Source organism: Vibrio sp. 1457 (assembly GCF_033340195.1).
GTDB lineage: Bacteria > Pseudomonadota > Gammaproteobacteria > Enterobacterales > Vibrionaceae > Vibrio > Vibrio alginolyticus.
This window is the reverse complement of record NZ_JAWOWA010000004.1, coordinates 316,980-330,396: the sequence shown is the minus strand read 5'-3', so window position 1 is coordinate 330,396 and position 13,417 is coordinate 316,980. Positions and strand designations below refer to the sequence as shown.

The following is a 13,417-nucleotide window of genomic DNA, read 5'->3' as shown; positions in this document are numbered from 1 at the left end:
ATCTTCCTGAGTTTAGTGAAGAAGACGCATTGGCGTCTATGGCGGATGAGCCGGAGTTAGAAACGTCCGAGTCCGTTAAGCCAGAACAAGTTGAAGCCGACTTGCCAACTGAATCAGAAGATGAATTCAATTTTGATGAGCTAGATCTTCCTGAGTTTAGTGAAGAAGACGCATTGGCGTCTATGGCGGATGAGCCGGAGTTAGAAACGTCCGAGTCCGTTGAGCCAGAACAGGTTGAAGCCGACTTGCCAGCTGAATCAGAAGATGAATTCAATTTTGATGAGCTGGATCTTCCTGAGTTTAGTGAAGAAGACGCATTGGCGTCTATGGTGGATGAGCCGGAGTTAGAAACGTCCGAGTCCATTGAACTAGAACAAGTTGAAGCCGACTTGCCAACTGAGTCCGAAGAAGAGTTCAATTTTGATGAGCTCGATTTGCCAGAGTTCAGCGAAGAAGATGCCTTGGCGTCGATGGAAGAAGAGCCAGAATTACCGAGCTCTGAGACTGCAGATATAGAACCAATCTCCGGTGAGGATGAAGAGTTAAGTTTTGACGACCAAGATCTTCCAGAGTTCAATGAGGAAGATGTTCTCGCGTCAATGAACGAGGGTGCGTCAGAGAGCCCTAAGGTTGAAGCAGAGACATCGAGACCAGCTATTCAAGCCGATAACGATCATGATGCTTTGTTTGAAGTATTTGCGCAGCAAAACGGCTTTGATACTGACCCAGAAGTGCAGCCAACAGCGACAGAGGGTGAGCCGCTCAGTAATTTGGATGATGAATCATCAATGGCTAACCTTCTTGCGGAAGACGCAAACTCAGAAGTATTTGAAGGTAAACTAGACAGTGACACCATCGCAAGTGCAGGTATGGATTTTGAAACCATGCTTGATGTTGGAGATGATTGGGATGGCTTTAAACCCGCTGCTGATAACGTAAGTTCTACTGAAGAAGTGCCTGAGGACCAGCGTGATGTTTGGAATTCGAGTGATGCACTAAGTCAGCCAGAGATCGCGCAAGAAAACTGGGCAGAGCAAAGCGACTTGGATGACTTCGACCCGAAGAAAAATCAATTTATGACGATTGATGAATTGATGGCTCAGGTCGACAGAGAAGGTGGTGAGTTCGAAGAAGAAGACCTTAAGCTCGATGTCGGATTGAACGAGTTTCCAGATGTTATCGGCGAGATCGGCGATATTGACGTAGATAACAATGCTGAAGCGGCTGGGAAACTGGATTTGGCTAAAATCTATCTCGAGATGAACGATTCTCAAGGGGCGATTAAACTACTAGAAGAGGCGATTGTTTACGGTGAGGATGATATTCGCCGCGAAGCAAAAAGCCTGATTGATGCCATTAATGGCCGATAAACCGAAACAAAAGGGTAGCGTTTGCTACCCTTTTTGTGTCCCGTTAGTAGGATGCTACCTTTATGTCACCCTTGGTGAAACTGGCAACTTGAGGTGACTTGAGTATATACTTCCCGCCCCATTTTAGAGTTCGAAGGTTAAGATGAGAATCGCATTAGGTATCGAGTACAACGGTACAAACTACTTTGGTTGGCAGCGCCAAAGAGAAGTGAAAAGTGTCCAAGAAGAGCTAGAGAAAGCATTGTCCGTCGTCGCTAATCACCCAGTTGAAGTTCAGTGTGCTGGTCGGACAGACGCAGGCGTGCATGGCACGGGACAAGTTGTGCACTTTGATACCAACGTTACTCGAAAAATGGTAGCTTGGACCATGGGCGCAAACGCGAACATGCCAAGTGATATAGCGGTTCGTTGGGCTAAGGAAGTTTCAGATGATTTCCACGCAAGATTCTCAGCGACAGCGCGCCGTTATCGTTACATTATTTTCAATCATGCTTTACGTCCAGGCATCCTAAACTCGGGGGTTAGTCACTATCATGGTGAGCTCGACGAGAAAAAAATGCATGAAGCAGGGCAGTTCCTACTTGGCGAAAATGATTTTACGTCGTTTCGCGCGGCGCATTGTCAGTCTCGCAGCCCATTTCGAAACTTGATGCATCTGAACGTTACGCGCCATGGGAACTATGTGGTTATTGATATTAAAGCTAATGCGTTCGTGCATCATATGGTTCGTAATATCACGGGTAGCTTGATAAAAGTTGGACGTGGCGAAGAGAGTCCTGAATGGATCAAGTGGTTATTAGAAGCCAAAGATCGCAAACTAGCGGGTGCAACAGCGAAAGCGGAAGGTCTGTACCTGGTAGATGTAGACTACCCAGAAGAGTTTGGGTTACCTGAAGTGCCGATCGGTCCACTGTTTTTACCAGATAATTTGAACTAATTTTACAAACTTATTTCAAAATATCGGTAGTGTTTACATTGAATGTGAACGGAAAACATACGCTATTTACGATATCAAAAATAGGTACAACCAGTTTTTTATCTACAGTAGCTGCAAGATATGGTTTAATCCGTCGGTATTATGTCGAATTTATATCTTTCGCAATGAAGCGGAAGAGTTGAGAGAAAAGGTCTTCCATGAGTTGGCTTGAAAAGATTTTAGAGAAAAGCAATCTAGTAAGTTCACGCAAAGCTTCTATCCCAGAAGGTGTGTGGACTAAATGTACCTCTTGTGAACAGGTTTTATACCATGCTGAACTAGAGCGTAACTTAGAAGTTTGTCCAAAGTGTAACCATCACATGCGTATGAAAGCGCGTCGTCGTTTGGAAACATTTTTAGATGAAGGTAATCGAGTTGAATTAGGTTCTGAACTTGAGCCACAGGATAAACTGAAATTTAAAGATTCTAAGCGATACAAAGAGCGTATCTCTGCTGCACAAAAAAATAGCGGTGAGAAAGATGCGCTAGTTGTGATGCAGGGTGAATTGCTTGGTCTGCCGCTTGTGGCGTGTGCGTTTGAATTCTCCTTTATGGGTGGTTCAATGGGTTCAGTCGTTGGTGCTCGCTTTGTGAAAGCAGTGGATGCAGCCATTGAAAATAACTGTGCGCTTGTTTGTTTCTCAGCAAGTGGTGGTGCTCGTATGCAAGAGGCTTTAATGTCTCTTATGCAAATGGCAAAAACCAGTGCTGCGCTTGAGCGTTTATCAGAAAAAGGTCTGCCGTTTATTTCTGTTCTAACTGACCCTACAATGGGTGGTGTATCAGCAAGTTTGGCTATGTTGGGTGATATCAACATCGGTGAACCTAAGGCCCTCATTGGCTTTGCTGGTCGTCGTGTAATCGAGCAAACTGTACGTGAAGATCTTCCTGAAGGTTTCCAGCGTAGTGAGTTCCTACTTGATCACGGTGCTATTGATATGATCGTTGACCGTCGTGAAATGCGTCAGCGTGTGGGTGGTCTTATCGCTAAGATGACTAACCACAAGTCTCCTTTGGTGGTTTCGGTTAACGAATCTCCAAATGAAGAGCCATATTCTGTACCAGAAGCGGACGAAAAAGGGTAAAGTATCAACTAACATAAAAACCAAAGAATTTAATGGTTAAAGTTAGATGACCCAAAACCCAATTCCTCAAGCCACATCTTCATTAGAGATGTGGCTTGATTATTTAGCAAATATTCATTCCTCAGCAATTGATCTAGGCTTAGACCGTGTCCAAGCGGTAGCAAACAAAGCCAATCTTACCAAACCAGCTCCAACCGTAATCACCGTTGCCGGAACCAATGGCAAAGGCTCAACGTGTGCGTTAATGGAAGCCATTTTACTTGATGCTGGCTATTCAGTCGGTGTTTATAGTTCTCCGCACCTGATTCGTTACAATGAGCGTGTACGCATTAATGGCGTTGACGTTGTAGATGCCAAGCACTGTGAAGCATTCGATTATGTAGAAAAGCAGCGTGGTGATGTTAGCCTTAGCCTCTTTGAATTCGGTACGCTTGCTGCGCTACGTATTTTCCAAGTAGAGAAAGTTGACGTTGTCTTACTTGAAGTAGGACTTGGCGGCCGTCTAGACGCCACTAACGTTGTTGACCATGATGTTTCTGTTATTACGAGCTTAGCGATCGATCATGTGGATTGGCTTGGTGATGACATCAATGTTATTGGTTTTGAAAAAGCGGGCATTTACCGTTCAGGGAAGCCAGCAATTTGTGGTCAACCAACGCCACCAGCGACCGTGGCGGCTCATGCTGACGATATTGGTTCTGAGTTCTTCCAAGTAGGTATTCAGTACGATTACCAACTAACTGATAATGGTTGGAAATGGAGCAGTGGGGCATTTGAGTTAGAGGATTTACCAATCCCATCGCTACCATTACAAAATGCAGCCACTGCACTGATGGCACTAGGGGCTTCGGAATTGCAAATCACTGACATAAATATTGTCAATGGCTTGAATAATGCTCGTTTGGTGGGGCGTATGCAAGTACTGCATCACGAACCTGAAATAGTCCTTGATGTCGCTCATAACCCGCACTCTGCTGAGTATTTGGTAGAAAGAGTGAAGCAACAATATCTGGGTAAGAATATCCATATTGTGGTTGCAATGCTGCATGACAAGGACATTAAAGCAACCATTGAAGCGCTAACTCCAGTTGCAACACAATGGTATCCAGCGTCGCTTACTGGACCGAGAGCGGCGACCGCTGATGAATTGTGCCAATACTTACCTGATGGGCAAGTTCATTTTGAAAACCCTGTTGACGCCTTCGAGAGTGCGAGAAGCCACGCAAAGGCAGGAGACGTTATTCTGGTGGTTGGCTCATTCCATACCGTCGGAGAGGTATTGGAACATTGGCAATCAAATAATAAATAAGTAAAGGTATTTTGATGGCAAGTAAATTCCAAAGTCGTTTAGTCGGCACCATCATTCTAGTCGCAGTCGGAGTCATTGTTCTTCCCGATGTGCTAGATGGTAAGAAACTGCACTACAAAGAAGAATTTGCCAGTATTCCTATCAAACCAGAACTTGATAGTGATGTGGAAAACTTCGAAATATTAGAGCCAGTGGAAGACGACATTACGTTACCGGATTCTCCGGTTGAAGCTGTAGTGCAAGAACGTGAGGATGCTCAAGTAGCCGTTTCTGAGCCCGAGCCAGTGCCAACATCTAAACCTGAGGTCATCAAACAACCAGAGCAAGTTGAGGTCGTCACTCGTCCTGTTCAAGAGAAAAATCAATATGAAGATTCAGCTTGGATCATTCAGTTGATGGCACTTAAGAATCACGAAAATGCTGTCGCGCTTGTCGCGGATTTGCAAAAGCGTGGTTATCAAGCTCACACAAAGAAAGAAAACGAGTTTACGAGAGTGATTGTTGGCCCTGATGTGTCAAAAAGTAAACTTGAACGACAAGTTCAAGAATTACAAAAAATTACAGGTTCAAAAGGTCAATTGCTTAAATTTAAGCCATTAAATCCATAAGAAAACGTTTGCGTCAGCATTTTTTCTGTTAAAATGCGCGCCAACTTAAGATGAAGAAAAGATGAATTGGATAGATTTTATCATTTTAGGTGTGATCGGATTTTCAGCTCTGATCAGTTTAGTTCGCGGTTTTGCTAAAGAAGCTTTGTCTTTGGTGATTTGGTTCGGAGCGTTTTTTATCTCCAGTAATTACTATGCCAAATTGGCGGTGTACTTCACCAACATCGAAGATGATATGTTTCGTAACGGAGCGGCGATTGCGGCGTTATTTGTCGCAACCTTGGTAGTTGGTGCAGTGGTGAATTACGTCATTGGTCAACTGGTACAAAAAACAGGGCTATCAGGTACGGACCGAATTCTCGGGATTGTATTTGGTGGTCTACGCGGAGTCTTAATTGTTTCTGCGGTGCTGTTTTTTATGGATGCGTTTACTGCATTCCCAAGCTCGGATTGGTGGAAAGATTCACAGTTGATCCCTGAGTTCAGCCGTATCATCGCCCCATTCTTCGAGCATTTACAAGCAACATCAAGTTTTCTGTCTGGCACTATCTAGTAGTGCCAGCTACTGTCGCAAATCGAGGATTAGGACATGTGTGGTATTGTTGGAATCGTGGGCACAACGCCTGTAAACCAGTCTATTTATGACGCGTTAACGGTGTTACAGCATCGTGGCCAAGATGCCGCTGGTATTTGTACCATAGAAAGCAATCGTTTTCGTCTACGTAAGGCGAACGGTTTAGTCAAGGATGTATTTGAAGCAAGACACATGCAACGCCTGCAAGGCGAGGTCGGAATTGGTCATGTTCGTTACCCTACAGCAGGCAGTTCAAGCGCTTCAGAAGCTCAACCTTTCTACGTAAACTCTCCTTTCGGTATTACACTTGCCCACAACGGTAACTTGACTAACGCTAACGAAGTTCGTCAGAAGCTGTTTGAAAAAGATCGCCGTCATATCAATACCACTTCAGACTCTGAAGTATTACTAAATGTACTGGCGCACGAAATTGACTCAGTAAAAGGAAATGTCACGACCGAAGACGTATTCCGCGCAGTCACCAATGTTCATCGCACAATTCGCGGTGCTTATGCTGTGACAGCTATGATCATTGGTCATGGTATGATTGCATTTCGTGACCCACACGGTATTCGCCCGCTGTGTTTAGGTAAGCGTGAAGTTAACGGCAGAGCAGAGTACATGGTTGCGTCTGAATCGGTGGCATTGGATGCGGTCGGTTTTGATTTCGTCCGTGATGTTGCACCTGGGGAAGCGATTTACGCAACGTTTGACGGTGAGCTTTACACGAAGCAGTGTGCAGATAATCCTAAGCTTAACCCTTGTATTTTCGAGTTCGTGTACTTTGCTCGTCCGGATTCGTTCATCGATAAAATTTCGGTATACAGCGCTCGCGTTGAAATGGGTAAAAAGCTGGGCGAACGTATTCGTGAAGATTATGCAAACCTTGATATCGATGTTGTCATTCCTATCCCTGAAACGTCTTGCGACATTGCACTGCAAATCGCTCAAGCGATCGATATCCCTTATCGCCAGGGTTTCGTGAAAAACCGTTATGTTGGACGTACGTTTATCATGCCTGGCCAGCAACAACGTAAGAAATCAGTACGTCGCAAGTTGAATGCTATTCGTTCGGAATTCAAAGGTAAGAACGTGTTGCTGGTGGATGACTCTATTGTTCGTGGTACAACGTCAGAGCAGATTATTGAGATGGCTCGTGATTCTGGTGCCAAGAAAGTGTACATGGTCTCAGCGGCCCCTGAAGTTCGTTTCCCGAACGTATATGGCATTGATATGCCAAGTGCTACAGAGCTTATTGCCCATGGCCGTGACAACGATACAATTTGTAAGCAGATTGGTGCCGATGCGCTTATTTATCAACGCCTAGAAGATTTGGTAGAAGCTGTAGGTCTTGGAAATCAAGACATTACTCAGTTCGATACTTCCGTGTTTAACGGCGAATACGTAACGGGTGATATTGACCAACAATACCTAGATTTTTTAGATGGTCTTCGTAATGATGATGCGAAAACACAACTTGAAATCCAACAGGATTTAGCAAATCTAGAGCTTCATAACGAAGGCGCATAGGATGCGCTTTCTTAAGTCGTAAAAAAACCAGAGCTTTGGCTCTGGTTTTTTGTTTTCGCTATCTAGTTAGTGAATGTTATAAGCGATCACAAAGTCAATAAAGAGGCGAACTTTCTCTGGCAGGTGGTCTTTGTGGTTGTAAAGCATATAAATGTCGCGCGGGTTTGCACTCCAATCTGGCAGTACGCGTACCAAATCGCCGCTCTCGATGTACTCTTTGATCATGACATCTGGCATTAGTGTGATGCCTAAACCTTCGGAACAAGCACTGCGCACCACATTGAGCGCGTTTGCTTGAAAACGACCACGGTCAACATTCACCACAGACTCGCCTTTGCTATTAATCAAGGTCCACTTAATAAGCGGGTACCCTTTTAGCAATGAATGGTTAGAGAGCTCTTCTGCATGATGTGGCGCAGGATTCGAGGTTAGATAGTCAGGGCTTGCAACGAGAATATCCTTCACTTCGCCAATCTTACGCGCGATGAGGCTAGAGTCGCGTTGAGGTCCCACTCGAAAAATTACATCCCATTCAGTAGGGTCAAGCTTGTCCGCATTATTCTCTGTCGTTAGCTCAATGTTGATGTCCGGGTACTGCTTCATAAAGCTGTTGAACATCGGCATCATCATTCGTTTAGTTAAGTTGTAAGGCGCGGATATCTTAATCTTGCCGGATGCTCCTCGGCAGTCGTCAGTGATTTCCTCTGCTGCGGTTGTTAGCCTTTGTAGTAAAGGAGAGCACTCATGGTAAAAACGTTCCCCTGCTTCAGTGAGCGAAAGTTTGCGAGCATGACGGTTCAATAGTCGAAGATTGACAGAGTCTTCTAGCGCTTGAATGCGTCGGGTGATGGTCGCAACCGGGATCATGGTTTTTCGCGAAGTTGCGGTGTAGCTCCCATTTTCGACAACCAGTCGAAACAGGTTTAAGTCATCTAATTTCATATTTCCAGACACATTAAATTACCGATTACGGTTAATTTATAATTAACTTTGTGATCAAAGCTTGCTTTAAGTCAACATGTTGCATCATTTGAACACAGCAACCCTGTTTGAGTAAATACTGTTATACGCCGTAATATTTGTATTAATGCAGTTTCCGAGCTAAGTTTTATAACAAGGTAAAGCGGCCTCAGGTCTTGCTGTGACACGTTTTGCTGGAAGTAAACACAACAAAAATAATGACTTAATAATAAATCTGTTTTTTTGACTGAGCTTTGTGAGGGATAAAGGTATGTTTAAGACTCACAGTCAAACGGCAATGGTCTCGGCACAGGAAGTGATTAATCAAAAACTAATAATGTTGGTGGACGATGATCCAATATTTCGTAAAGTAACCAATGCCTATTTAGAAAGTCAGGGTTTTAAAGTAGTAGAAGCAGAAAACGGCCTAGAAGCGCTTCAACAACTCAGGGAATGCCAACCCGATCTTATCTTATGTGATTTATCGATGCCGGTCTTAGATGGTATCGAGTTCGTCGAAGAAGTTAGTCTCGAATACCCATATATGCCGCTTATCGTGGTATCAGGCACGGATGAAATGTCCGATGTCGCGAAAGCGTTGCGATTTGGTATTAAAGATTTTCTTCCTAAACCGATAGGTAATTATGAGCACCTATCTCAGGCGATAGAGAATACGCTAGAAGATACCGATAGCCACTTCTCAGAACAACGTGACTTTTCAAGTCAGTGGTTCAGGGTTGATGATGGTGGTGAAATCCCAGATGAACAAGAGCTGTATTGGCATCTGGAATATTTACAACAGAATCCGAGTGCGGCAAGAGATTTACTGCAAGCGCTATTGCCAGAGAAGGATGCTGCTCAGGGAGATTGGCGCTGCTCGTACCGTTTATTGCAATCGACGGATGTGATGCCCTTGGTTTTCGATTATCGTTGGTTAATGAATGGTCAATTTGCGTTTTATCTCGTTGATTCTGCTTCCCAAGCTAATGATGGCGTTGCGACGACATTGCTCGTTAGGGCATTGTTTGACGACTATCTCCGTAACTTGAAAAGTTTCAGTGCTGATCTCAAGGACATGGTAGGGATCATTGAAAAAGGAATTGAGTGTTCGGAGTGTGCGGGTGCAGTCAATGCTGTGTTTGGTGTCGCCGACCTCGCTTCATCCTCGGTCTCTATATTGCCTGCGGGTTTAGATAGCCATTGGTCTGACGGAAATACGAATCAACACATCGCAGCAGGTAACCGTTTAGGGGGAGGAAGTATGAAAAACTTCATCACCCGCGATTTACCGCTTAGTGTTGCAGGACAGTTATCTATCGGGTGTTTAGGTTCTTCAAGTTTTAGTTTAAGTATTACCCGGAAATCCCGACTAGTATAATTATGACTTGCAAACCAATAAGCAGCGTCCTTACGCTGCTTATTATCTTTTTAGAACCACCAAAACAACATACGTTTAGTTTAATAACCTTACTTTTTACTGGTGTTTAGATTTGGCTGTTTAATGTATAGTCATCGCTTAAAACAATAATGACCCATTTGTGCAACGATAATTTAACGCTGTGCCTTGGGAGAAGCAAAGTCAACTAGTGAGAAGACACATCATGGCAGACAAAGATTTTAAAGAGCCTTATAATATTTTTTACTTTTTAGGTTTTATTGCAGTTCTTTTGATCCCAACACTTCCTGCAACGCTAACCTGGCTTCGTGTAATGAATGGTTACGCAGGCTTTTAATCTAGCTATTTTGTACCGGAGTTCACCATTCGTATTAAGCGTTACTTTTTCAATACCGTTGGTGGACTCTGTATTGTGCTCGGCATAGCCGGCATAGCCCTTCCACTTTTACCCACCACACCTTTTATTTTGCTTGCTAGCGCATGTTTTATGCGTGGTAGCCCCGCATTTCATCAATGGTTACATAACCACAAAACGTTTGGACCCATTCTCGACAATTGGCATAAGCATCGGGCTGTTACTTCAAAAGTAAAAAAGCGTGGTGCGATTTTTATTGCGCTTAGTTTCATGGTTTCAATCGTTGTTGTCCCCCTCGTTTGGGTAAAAATTGGTCTTTTAGTGATGCTAATCGTTTTACTCAGCTGGTTTATGCGTCTGCCTGTGATTGAGTTGGTTGCTGACCGAGAAGAAAATCACTAAGATTGTAGAGAATAGTGTGCCCGCTCTTCGAGTGGGCGTTTGTATTTTCAGCGCCTGTGACTTTTACGAAAATAAGCACATAGTGGTGAAAACCTATTGTTCGTTGCCCTCGTGATACTGCGATTAGAGAGGGCGATGAGCCAATCTAAGTAAATCGGTATTATGACTACAGAAACAATTTCACTGATCAAATCTAGCATCAAAAGCATCCAAGACTACCCAAAGCCAGGCATTCTATTTCGTGATGTGACGAGCCTTCTTGAAGACGCAAAAGCATACCAAGCGACGATCAACTTACTTGTTGAACGTTACAAAGATATGGGCTTTACCAAGGTTGTGGGTACGGAAGCTCGTGGCTTTTTATTTGGTGCGCCTTTAGCGCTTGAGCTAGGTGTTGGTTTTGTACCAGTGCGTAAACCAGGCAAGCTACCACGTCCTACTGTTGCTCAATCTTATGAGCTTGAATACGGCGTTGATACACTAGAAATCCATACAGATGCCATCGTTGAAGGCGACAAAGTACTGGTTGTCGACGATTTATTGGCAACGGGCGGTACTATTGAAGCGACGACTAAGCTGATTCGCCAACTGGGTGGTGAAGTTGAGCACGCTGCGTTCGTTATCAACCTACCAGAAATCGGTGGTGATAAACGTTTAGAAGCACTAGGTCTAAACGTGTACAGCATTTGCGATTTTGAAGGACATTAATACATTCAATGAGTTATTTAGCTTTAGCGCGAAAATGGCGTCCTAATCAGTTTGACCAAGTTGTCGGACAAAAACATGTCCTGACGGCGTTGGAAAACGCACTGGCGCAAAACCGTTTACACCATGCTTATCTGTTCAGCGGGACTCGTGGTGTGGGTAAAACGAGTATCGGTAGGCTGTTTGCCAAAGGCTTGAACTGCGAAACCGGCATTACCGCGACACCTTGTGGTAAGTGTGATACTTGTCGTGAAATTGATGAAGGTCGCTTTGTCGATCTTCTTGAAATCGACGCAGCATCACGTACTAAAGTTGAAGACACTCGTGAACTGTTAGACAACGTTCAATACAAACCTGCTCGTGGACGTTTTAAAGTGTACCTCATCGATGAGGTGCACATGCTATCGCGTCACTCTTTCAATGCGTTGTTGAAAACCCTGGAAGAGCCGCCAGAGTATGTGAAGTTCTTACTCGCAACAACTGATCCACAAAAGCTGCCTGTCACTATATTGTCGCGTTGTCTTCAGTTTCATCTGAAACCAATCAGCGTTGATGATATTCACCAGCAACTTGATTACATCCTAGGTCAAGAGCAAGTTTCAGCAGAGCCAAAAGCGTTGGGTATGATTTCACATGCTGCAGATGGCAGTATGCGTGATGCTCTTAGCTTGACTGATCAAGCAATTGCATTAGGTAACGGTGCGGTGCAAGCCGATATTGTCAGCCACATGTTGGGGACGATTGATACCGACCAAGCGATTCACTTACTAGAGTCAATCAGCAGCAAGAAACCTCAACAAGCTATGGATAAAATCCAACAATTAGCGGCAAATGGTGTTGAGTGGGATGGTTTGTTGCAGCAAGTCGCAACACAGTTACACCGAATTGCGATGTATCAAGCGTTGCCCGCGTCGTTAGACCGAGCACAACCAGATGCAGAGAAAATTGAGCTGTTGAGTAAAGCTCTAAGCCCGCAAGACGTTCAGCTTTACTATCAAATTGCATTGAAAGGTCGTGAAGATTTGACCCTCTCGCCAAATGGGCGAGTCGGTCTGGAAATGATTGTGCTGCGTATGATGGCGTTCCGCCCATCAAGTAACAGTGGGGCAAATGTTGTTTCCAGTAACTGCGAATCAGCTTCAGCCCCAGTTCAAAGTGCCAGTCAATCAAAGACTGCACCAGCTCAGACAGTAGCAGCTCCTCGAGCTCAGCAGCCGAGTCCAGCACAAAGCTCACCACAAGTGGCGCCTCAACCTTCATCCAATTCACAACCTGAATATCACGCGAGTGGATATGAGAGGGTTCCGCCACAGTATGATATGGCGCCGCCGATGAGCGAAAACCCTGCACCGCAGCATGAAACGCCACCTCAACAAGTGCAAGAGAGCGTTTCAACACCGGCGCGCGGTGGTCTAAGCGGTTTACGTCACCAATTACGTTCTCAGCGTCAAGGCCTACAACAGAACACTCCTCAAAATGGTGGCTCAAAAAAGCCTAAAGCGGCATCTGCACAACCAGAATCGGTTATCGACCGAGTAGCGCAATTGCATGGCAATTCCGCGCAGGTGTCGCCAAACTCAGCTCCGAAGTCGACGGAGCCACAAGTTGAGGAAGCGTATCGCTGGCGTCCAAGCAAGCCTGTTGAGACAAAAGTAAATACAAAACTGACACCTACGCAGCTCAAGCAGGCACTTGAGCATGAGAAAACGCCTGAAATGGCACAAAAGCTCATCGATGAGTCATTAGAACATAATGAATGGGCGAAGCTCATCAGCTTAATGGAGATCCCTAAGCTGGTAGAGCAACTTGCGCTAAACTCTCATTATAGTAAGGAAGGAACAACCGTTTCGTTACTATTGAGAAGCAGCCAAGCTCATTTGAATACTGATAGAGCTCAAGCCGAATTGCTCAAAGCACTTAATACCGTGTTAGGTGAAGAGTGCCACATGAGCATCGAAATAGGGGAGAGTGGAGAAACACCACTTGAACTGAGAGATAGGCTCTACCAAGAGAAATTACAGCAAGCGCTGAACAGTTTAGAAAACGATCCAAATGTTCAATTTATTGAACGTCGTTTTGCTGCAGAGCTTGATAAAGATAGTGTGCGCCCTATCTAATAATCGAATGGAATGGGGTTGAAAACCCAA

13 protein-coding genes are annotated in these 13,417 nt (G+C 44.6%); 12 read left to right on the top strand and 1 reads right to left on the bottom strand.

Features of this window, described 5'->3' with window-relative positions:
- From R7Z41_RS06755 to purF, 7 genes are all read left to right on the top strand, one after another.
- The coding region (locus tag R7Z41_RS06755; RefSeq protein WP_318128756.1) for a FimV/HubP family polar landmark protein at positions 1 to 1,370 on the top strand (1,370 nt) is incomplete at its 5' end.
- A 142-nt stretch (positions 1,371 to 1,512) separates the two neighbouring features.
- Positions 1,513 to 2,307 (top strand): tRNA pseudouridine(38-40) synthase TruA, encoded by a 795-nt coding sequence (truA, locus tag R7Z41_RS06750; RefSeq protein WP_005380566.1) that lies wholly within the window; start codon positions 1,513 to 1,515, stop codon positions 2,305 to 2,307.
- 197 nt (positions 2,308 to 2,504) lie between these two features.
- Positions 2,505 to 3,431 carry an acetyl-CoA carboxylase, carboxyltransferase subunit beta gene (accD, locus tag R7Z41_RS06745; RefSeq protein ID WP_005380583.1) on the top strand — a complete coding sequence of 309 codons (927 nt, stop codon included), beginning with the start codon at positions 2,505 to 2,507 and terminating at the stop codon, positions 3,429 to 3,431.
- A gap of 46 nt (positions 3,432 to 3,477) precedes the next feature.
- The gene (gene folC, locus R7Z41_RS06740) at positions 3,478 to 4,740 is read left to right on the top strand and encodes a bifunctional tetrahydrofolate synthase/dihydrofolate synthase (protein ID WP_132936862.1); all 1,263 of its coding nucleotides are present in this window, start codon (positions 3,478 to 3,480) and stop codon (positions 4,738 to 4,740) included.
- 14 nt (positions 4,741 to 4,754) lie between these two features.
- The gene (locus tag R7Z41_RS06735; protein ID WP_005380588.1) at positions 4,755 to 5,348 is read left to right on the top strand and encodes an SPOR domain-containing protein; all 594 of its coding nucleotides are present in this window, start codon (positions 4,755 to 4,757) and stop codon (positions 5,346 to 5,348) included.
- Between the two features lie 61 nt (positions 5,349 to 5,409).
- Positions 5,410 to 5,901 carry a CvpA family protein gene (locus R7Z41_RS06730; protein ID WP_005380590.1) on the top strand — a complete coding sequence of 164 codons (492 nt, stop codon included), beginning with the start codon at positions 5,410 to 5,412 and terminating at the stop codon, positions 5,899 to 5,901.
- A 36-nt stretch (positions 5,902 to 5,937) separates the two neighbouring features.
- A complete protein-coding gene (gene purF, locus R7Z41_RS06725; protein WP_005380592.1) occupies positions 5,938 to 7,452 on the top strand; it encodes an amidophosphoribosyltransferase in 1,515 nt (504 codons plus the stop codon).
- A 66-nt stretch (positions 7,453 to 7,518) separates the two neighbouring features.
- On the opposite strand, the gene R7Z41_RS06720 is transcribed toward purF, so the two are convergent.
- Complete coding sequence (locus R7Z41_RS06720; RefSeq protein WP_005384959.1) at positions 7,519 to 8,394, bottom strand: LysR family transcriptional regulator; 876 nt, start codon at positions 8,392 to 8,394, stop codon at positions 7,519 to 7,521.
- 289 nt (positions 8,395 to 8,683) lie between these two features.
- Between R7Z41_RS06720 and R7Z41_RS06715 the strand changes: the two genes are divergently transcribed.
- From R7Z41_RS06715 to dnaX, 5 genes are all read left to right on the top strand, one after another.
- Positions 8,684 to 9,790 carry a response regulator gene (locus R7Z41_RS06715; protein ID WP_005380606.1) on the top strand — a complete coding sequence of 369 codons (1,107 nt, stop codon included), beginning with the start codon at positions 8,684 to 8,686 and terminating at the stop codon, positions 9,788 to 9,790.
- Between the two features lie 223 nt (positions 9,791 to 10,013).
- Entirely contained in the window at positions 10,014 to 10,145 is a 132-nt protein-coding gene (locus R7Z41_RS06710) for a hypothetical protein (RefSeq protein WP_005380608.1), read from the top strand.
- A 33-nt stretch (positions 10,146 to 10,178) separates the two neighbouring features.
- Positions 10,179 to 10,565: a YbaN family protein gene (locus R7Z41_RS06705; RefSeq protein ID WP_080276930.1), complete on the top strand. Its 387-nt coding sequence runs from the start codon at positions 10,179 to 10,181 to the stop codon at positions 10,563 to 10,565.
- A 162-nt stretch (positions 10,566 to 10,727) separates the two neighbouring features.
- Positions 10,728 to 11,273, top strand: a complete 546-nt coding sequence (apt, locus tag R7Z41_RS06700; protein WP_005380615.1) for an adenine phosphoribosyltransferase — start codon at positions 10,728 to 10,730, stop codon at positions 11,271 to 11,273.
- Positions 11,274 to 11,281: 8 nt separating this feature from the next.
- On the top strand, positions 11,282 to 13,387 hold the full coding sequence (dnaX, locus tag R7Z41_RS06695; protein WP_206970954.1) for a DNA polymerase III subunit gamma/tau: 2,106 nt from the start codon (positions 11,282 to 11,284) through the stop codon (positions 13,385 to 13,387).
- The last annotated feature ends 30 nt before the right edge of the window (positions 13,388 to 13,417 follow it).